Source organism: Frankia sp. CeCAU1 (genome assembly GCF_977971845.1).
Genome location: NZ_CDWWXA010000068.1, coordinates 18,720 through 25,261, shown reverse-complemented (window position 1 = coordinate 25,261; position 6,542 = coordinate 18,720). Strand labels below are relative to the sequence as shown.

At 71.5% G+C, this 6,542-nt stretch carries 6 protein-coding genes; 3 read left to right on the top strand and 3 right to left on the bottom strand.

Translation table 11 applies throughout. The features are described 5' to 3' along the window. Positions 1 to 139: 139 nt before the first annotated feature. Positions 140 to 511: a hypothetical protein gene (locus AC08OO_RS13465; RefSeq protein ID WP_476611546.1), complete on the bottom strand. Its 372-nt coding sequence runs from the start codon at positions 509 to 511 to the stop codon at positions 140 to 142. A gap of 222 nt (positions 512 to 733) precedes the next feature. Continuing rightward, a complete protein-coding gene (mca, locus tag AC08OO_RS13460) occupies positions 734 to 1,636 on the bottom strand; it encodes a mycothiol conjugate amidase Mca (RefSeq protein ID WP_476611545.1) in 903 nt (300 codons plus the stop codon). 456 nt (positions 1,637 to 2,092) lie between these two features. Between mca and greA the strand changes: the two genes are divergently transcribed. The 3 genes from greA (at position 2,093) to AC08OO_RS13445 (ending at position 6,177) form a co-directional block, all read left to right on the top strand. Continuing rightward, positions 2,093 to 2,575, top strand: coding sequence for a transcription elongation factor GreA (gene greA, locus AC08OO_RS13455; RefSeq protein WP_476606872.1), 483 nt, complete (start codon positions 2,093 to 2,095; stop codon positions 2,573 to 2,575). A 66-nt stretch (positions 2,576 to 2,641) separates the two neighbouring features. After that, positions 2,642 to 4,138: a magnesium chelatase ATPase subunit I gene (locus tag AC08OO_RS13450; RefSeq protein ID WP_476611547.1), complete on the top strand. Its 1,497-nt coding sequence runs from the start codon at positions 2,642 to 2,644 to the stop codon at positions 4,136 to 4,138. 44 nt (positions 4,139 to 4,182) lie between these two features. Continuing rightward, positions 4,183 to 6,177, top strand: coding sequence for a vWA domain-containing protein (locus tag AC08OO_RS13445; RefSeq protein WP_476618566.1), 1,995 nt, complete (start codon positions 4,183 to 4,185; stop codon positions 6,175 to 6,177). Here AC08OO_RS13445 and AC08OO_RS13440 read toward each other — a convergent pair. Then, positions 6,097 to 6,542: PadR family transcriptional regulator (locus AC08OO_RS13440; protein WP_476618565.1), on the bottom strand; the 446-nt coding region annotated here is incomplete at its 5' end. The genes AC08OO_RS13445 and AC08OO_RS13440 overlap by 81 nt on opposite strands.

The window sequence follows — 6,542 nt, the reverse complement described above, 5'->3', positions numbered from 1 at the left end:
CCCCTCGGCGCTGCACCAGCACCTCCTCGACATTCTCGGTGTCGACCCGACCCGGCCACCTTGATCGGAAACCAGGCCGGTCAACGCATCGAAACCCCATGTGCGGAAGACGGGCCTAGCCGGGGTCTGCGGCAGCCGCCTACCGATCGCTCCCCGCGGAGCCCGCGGGGGGTCCAGGCTGGGTCGGCAGGTCCAGCTGCTCGCCGCCACCCGCCAGGCCCGCCGTGCCACCGGCGCCGGCGGTGCCGGCGGTGCCGGCGGTGTCCTCGACGACCTCCCCGTCGATAACCGGCCCGTCTCCACCGTCCAGCCGGCGCATCGCGTTCGGATCAGGGTCGACGCCGGCGAACTCGCCGCTGGCGACGTTCGACCGCATCCGGCGCAGGCTCTTCGAGAGGAAGAAGAAGATCACGCTGGAGGCCGCGATCAGTGCCAGGACGACGAGGAGCCCGGCGGCTCCGGCGTCGATCTTCCTCTCGACCAGCACGGAAGCGGCGAAGACCTCGTTCACGGGCACGTCCTCACACCTGGTGTCCTCTGGTGTCCGCCACACCTGCTGTCACCGCCCGCCACGGGGACACTCCACAACGGGCGCCGATTCCGACCCTACGCCCTGCCGTACGAGTCCTCCGCCTCCGCGGTCACGCACCGTTGACTAGATCACATACTGTTCAAAAAGTCACATGTCATCCGAACAGTCACATGCCACCTGAAAGGTCGGGTTACCGGGGAGTCACACGCCGTTGAACAGATCGTCTTCGGGCAGCATGCCGACCTCGATAAGAGAACGGGCCAGCTGGTAGTCCTCCGTCGGCCAGGCGTCTCGCTGCACCTCCAGGGGTATCCGGAACCACCATCCGGTGGGGTCGACCTGGGTGGCGTGGGCGATCAGTGCCCGGTCGCGGGTCTCGAACCAGTCCGCGCACTCCACCTGGGTGGTGAGCCGACCGGTGTCCTCGGCGCGGTCGACCCACTCGGCCAGCCGCTCGGCATAGGGGGACTCCAGACCGCGGGCCATCATCTCCTCGTGGAGAGCGAGGACGCGCTCCTTGTGGAAGGTGAGGTGGTAGTAAAGCTTGAGCGGCTGCCAGGGTTCGAGGCCGGCGTCGACGCCGGCCTCGGGATAACGGTCGGGATCACCGGCCGCCTCGAACGCCTCCACACTGACCCGATGGGTCATGATGTGGTCGGGATGCGGATACCCGCCCGACTCGTCGTAGGTCGTGATGACCTGTGGTCGGAACTGACGGATCAACCGGACCAGCGGACGGGCCGCCTCGCCGAGCGCGATGGTGGCGAACCGCCCGTCCGGAACAGGCGGCGGCGGATCGCCCTCAGGCAGTCCGGAGTCGACGAAGCCGAGCCACTCCTGGCGGACCCCGAGGATGAGCCGGGCAGCCTCCATCTCCTGCCTGCGGATCTCCGCCATCTGGGCGGCGACACCTGGCTGGTCCATCGCGGGGTTGAGGATGCTGCCCTCCTCCCCCCCGGTACACGTGACCACGAGGACGTCGGCGCCCTCGCTGGCGTAACGTGCCATGGTGGCGGCGCCTTTGCTGGACTCGTCATCGGGGTGGGCGTGGATGGCCATCAGGCGCAGGCCATGCCGATCGTGGACCGCAGGCATGCGGCCCATTGTTCCTGATGCCTCGACGTTGCTGATGCCTCAACGTTGCTGATGCCTCAACGTTGTTCCGGGCTCACCGGTCTGGGTGATCCGACCTCGCCTGAGGAACCGCCGGGGCCCGCCCCGCGTTCGGTCTGGAAAAGTCACCCAACGCCGTGGCACAATGCACCGTCCGCGCATGCTTCGACGGCAGGCCTGCCGTCGACCGGCGCACCGACATCGTCGTCGGCCCGGTCCGGAGGGCCGATGGACGACGGCCGGTTCCGTCGTCCTCCCACCCCTGCGTGAAGCATTCGTGGTCGAGGTCGAAGGCGAGGGCTGTCGGATCACCCGTAAGGGCTGACCCGCCGGTCCGGAGCTTCCGGGCGGTCCAGACGCCGCCGGAGCCACCAAGCCCGACATCGGATTCCTTGATTCATTTTGGTATGATGGCCCTTTTGATGTTCACCGAGGAGCGTGACCCGCGTGACGCAGCAGACTTGGCTCACCCAGGAGGCATACGACCGGCTCCGCTCCGAGCTCGACTACCTGACCGGCCCGTGGCGTACGGAGATCGCGACCAAGATTGAGGCTGCCCGCGAGGAGGGCGACCTCAAGGAAAACGGCGGCTACCACGCGGCCAAGGAGGAGCAGGGCAAGCAGGAGGCCCGGATTCGCCAGCTCACGGACCTGCTGCGCGACGCCCAGGTCGGCGAGGCACCCGCGGCGACCGGCGAGGCCGGCCCCGGCACCGTCGTCGAGGTGCGCTTCCCCGGCGAACGAGAGACGGAGAAGTTCCTCATCGGCTCGCGCGAGGACCACAGCACGCCCATCGAGGTCTTCTCCCCGGCGTCCCCGCTAGGCGGCGCGGTGACCGGGCACAAGGCGGGCGAGACCGTCTCCTACACGCTGCCCAACGGCCGTTCGGCCAAGGTCGAGATCGTCTCGGTGTCGCCCTACTCGGGCTGACTACGCCAGCAGCGGACGACCGCAGGCCCGGCTGCACGGGTGGCGGCGTCGGCGTACCGTCGACGGGTGGAGGATCTGCCGGCACAGCCCAGTCATTCCATACCACCGACCGTGCCCCCGACCGTGGCATCTGCGGCCCACCCGCCGACGGCCGCCGCCCCGCAGTTCACCACCCTGGGTGGGCTGCGCCGCAGCGGGCACGCGCACCGCCCGGTGCGGACGGAGCTGCGCGACAACCTCGTCGCCCTGATGCAGGGCGACGGCCCCCGGTTCCCGGGCATCGTCGGTTTCGACGAGACCGTCCTTCCCCAGGTCGAGCGGGCCATCCTGGCCGGTCACGACATCGTCTTCCTCGGCGAGCGCGGGCAGGGCAAGACCCGGCTCATCCGCACTCTGGTGAGCCTGCTCGACGAGTGGTCGCCGGCCGTCGCCGGCTGTGAGATCAACGACCACCCCTACGCGCCGGTCTGTGGCCGATGCCGGGCGCTGGCGGCCGATCTCGGTGACGCGCTGCCGGTGGTCTGGCGGCACCGCGGCGAGCGGTTCAGCGAGAAGCTCGCGACCCCGGACACGAGCGTCGGCGACCTCATCGGCGACGTCGACCCGGTGAAGGTCGCCGAGGGCCGCACGCTCGGCGACCCCGAGACGGTCCACTACGGGCTGGTGCCGCGCACCAACCGCGGGATCTTCAGCGTCAACGAGCTGCCCGACCTCGCCGAACGGATCCAGGTCGCGCTGCTCAACGTGCTGGAGGAGCGGGACATCCAGGTCCGCGGCTACCTGCTCCGGTTGCCGCTGGACCTGCTGCTGGTCGCCTCGGCCAACCCCGAGGACTACACCAACCGGGGGCGGATCATCACGCCGCTCAAGGACCGGTTCGGCGCCGAGGTCCGCACCCACTACCCGCTGCACCTCACCGACGAACTGGCGCTGATCCGCCAGGAGGCGGTGATGTCCTGGGCGGGGTCCCCGCTCGGCGCACCGGAGATACCCGATCACCTGGTGGAGATCGTGGCCCGGTTCACCCGGCTGGTGCGCGACGCCCCCCAGGTCGACCAGCGCTCGGGGGTGTCGGCCCGGCTGTCGGTGGCCGCGGCCGAGACGGTGGCGGCTTCGGCGGTCCGCCGCGCGGCGCTGACCGGCGAGGAGACGCCCACCGCACGGGTGGTCGACCTCGCCGCGATCGTCCCGGCGGTACGCGGCAAGGTCGAGTTCGACCAGCTGGAGGAGGGCCGGGAGGACGAGGTCCTCGCGCTGCTGCTGCGCCGCGCGGTGGCCGAGACATTCCGGGCGAGGCTGGCCGGCGCGGACCTCACCGGCCTGCAGGCCCGCTTCGACGCGGATGGCCCGGTCGAGACCGGCGACCTGGTAGCGGCGGCCGAGCTGCTGCGCCGGGTCGGGCCGGTGCCCGGGCTCGCGGCGATCCTGACCAGGCTCGGCGTGGACGGGGCGGAGTCGCCGGGGCTCGCGGCGGCCGCGCTGGAGCTGGCGATGGAGGGATTGCACCTCAACCGCCGGCTGGCCAAGGAAGAGCTTCCCGGACGGACCGTCTACGGCACCTGACCCGGCGGCACCTGGCCTCGGCACGGAAGCTTCCAGGAGGAACAGTGAATTCCGGAACATTCCGGTATGGCCCGTGGGACGGCGGACCCGACCCACTCGCCTCTCCCTTCACCGCGTCCGACGCCCTGGATGAGATGTCCCGCCAGATTCTGGAGGGACGCACCCCGCGGGAGGCTCTGGAGTCGCTGCTGCGCCGGGGCATGCCGGGCCGGCGTGGTCTGGACGACATGCGCCGGGCCGTCGAGCGGCACCGGCGGGAGGCCCGATCCCACGGCCGGATGGACGGGACGCTCCAAGAGGTCCGCCGGCTGCTCGACACCGCCGTGGGCCAGGAACGGGCGGCGCTGTTCCCCGACCCCTCCGACGACGCCCGGCTGCGCGAAGCCGAGCTGGACGCGCTGCCCGCGGACCCCGCCCGTGCGGTGCGCTCGCTCGCCGAGTACGACTGGCGGTCGCAGCCGGCCCGCGAGACGTACGAGAAGATCTCCGAGCTGCTGCGTCGCGAGGTCCTCGATTCCCAGTTCAGGGGGATGAAGCAGGCCCTGGAGGGGGCCACGCCCGAGGACTTCGCCCGGATCCGGGAGATGGTCGGCGCGCTCAACGCCCTGCTGGAGGCGGACGCCCGCGGTGAGGACACCGACGAGGCGTTCGCCCGGTTCATGCGGGAGTTCGGCGACTTCTTTCCGGAGAACCCCGGCTCGCTGGAGGAACTGGTTGACGCGCTGGCCCGCCGGGCCGCCGCCGCCGCGCGGTTGCTGGCCGGGCTCACCCCGCAGCAGCGCTCCGAACTCGCCGACCTGATGTCCACGGCGATGGAGGACCTGGGGCTCGCCGCGGAGATGTCACGCCTGGCGCAGGCGCTGCGCGCGTCCCGACCGGACCTCAACTGGGGTGGACGGCTGCGGGGGCGGGCCGGCCGGTTGGGCGACGGCCTGAGCGGCGAGGAACCGCTCGGTCTCGGCGACGCCACCACCGCGCTGGAGGAGCTCGCGGAGCTGGACGAACTGGCCGCCGCGCTGGGGCAGGACTACGCCGGGGCCTCCCTGGAAGACGTTGACCCCGAGGCGGTGGCCCGGGCGCTGGGCCGGTCCGCCGTCGACGATCTGCGAGGGCTGCAGGAGATCGAACGGGAGCTGGAGCGGCAGGGATTCCTCACCCGCCGGGCCGGGAGCCTGGAGCTCACCCCGCGGGCGGTGCGCCGGATCGGGCAGGCCGCACTGGCCCGGATCTTCCGGCAGGTCTCCGCCCGGGGCCGCGGGGATCACAGCGTGACCGACGCGGGTTCCGCCGGGGATCTGCTGGGCACCTCCCGGGCCTGGCAGTTCGGCGACACCCAGCCGATCGACGTCGTCCGCACGGTCCGCAACGCGGTGCTGCGCGGCGGTCCGCCCGGCCGGGGCCACCCGATCCGCCTGGCGGTGGCCGACTTCGAGGTCGCCGAGACGGAGCGCCGCGCCACGGCGGCGGTGTGCCTGCTCGTCGACCTGTCCTACTCGATGGCGCTGCGGGGCACCTGGGGCATCGCGAAGTCGACGGCACTCGCGCTGCACACGCTCGTCAGCACGTCGTTCCCGCAAGACAAGATCCACATTGTCGGCTTCTCGGACTACGCCCGGGAGCTGCGGCCGGTCGAGCTCGCCGGGCTCGACTCCGAGATGGTGCAGGGCACGAACCTGCAGCACGCCCTGCTCATCGCTGGCCGGTTGCTGAGCCGCTACCCGCAGTCGGAGCCGGTCATCATGGTGGTCACCGACGGTGAGCCCACCGCGCACCTGCTGCGCGACGGTACTCCCTCGTTCTCCTGGCCGCCGATGCCCGAGACCCTGGAGCTGACCCTGGCCGAGGTCGACCGGCTCACCCGGCGCGGCGTGACCGTCAACGTGTTCATGCTCGACGACGAGCCACGGCTGGTGCAGTTCGTCGAGGAGATAGCCAGACGCAACGGCGGGCGGGTTCTCTCACCCGATCCCGCCGCCCTCGGCAACTACGTCATCCGGGACTACCTGCGGGCCCGGGGCAGGCACCGCACCGCCCGCTGACCGCCGCGCCACCCCGCCCGGCTCGGCGGCGAGGCGTTCCCAGAACTCGACCGCGAGCTCCTCGTAGCCGAGCCCGAGATCGAGGGTCCGGCGCAGCGACCAGGCCAGGGCGCCCGCGGGCAGCGCGATCAGGGAGCGGTACACCTCCAGGTGAGCGCGATGCGCCGCCGCCTGGGCCCGCGCGAGCCGGCTGACATCACCCGGCCGGCCCAGATCGGCGAATGCCAGCTTGAGCAGGCCGGGATCGCGCAGCTCGGTGCGCCCGGCCTCCGGGACGGTGAGCCACGCGGCCAACCTGCTCCGGCCGGCGTCGGTCAGGCGAAAGATCCGCCGCCTGCGGCCGGACTCCTCCCGTTCCTCCGAGA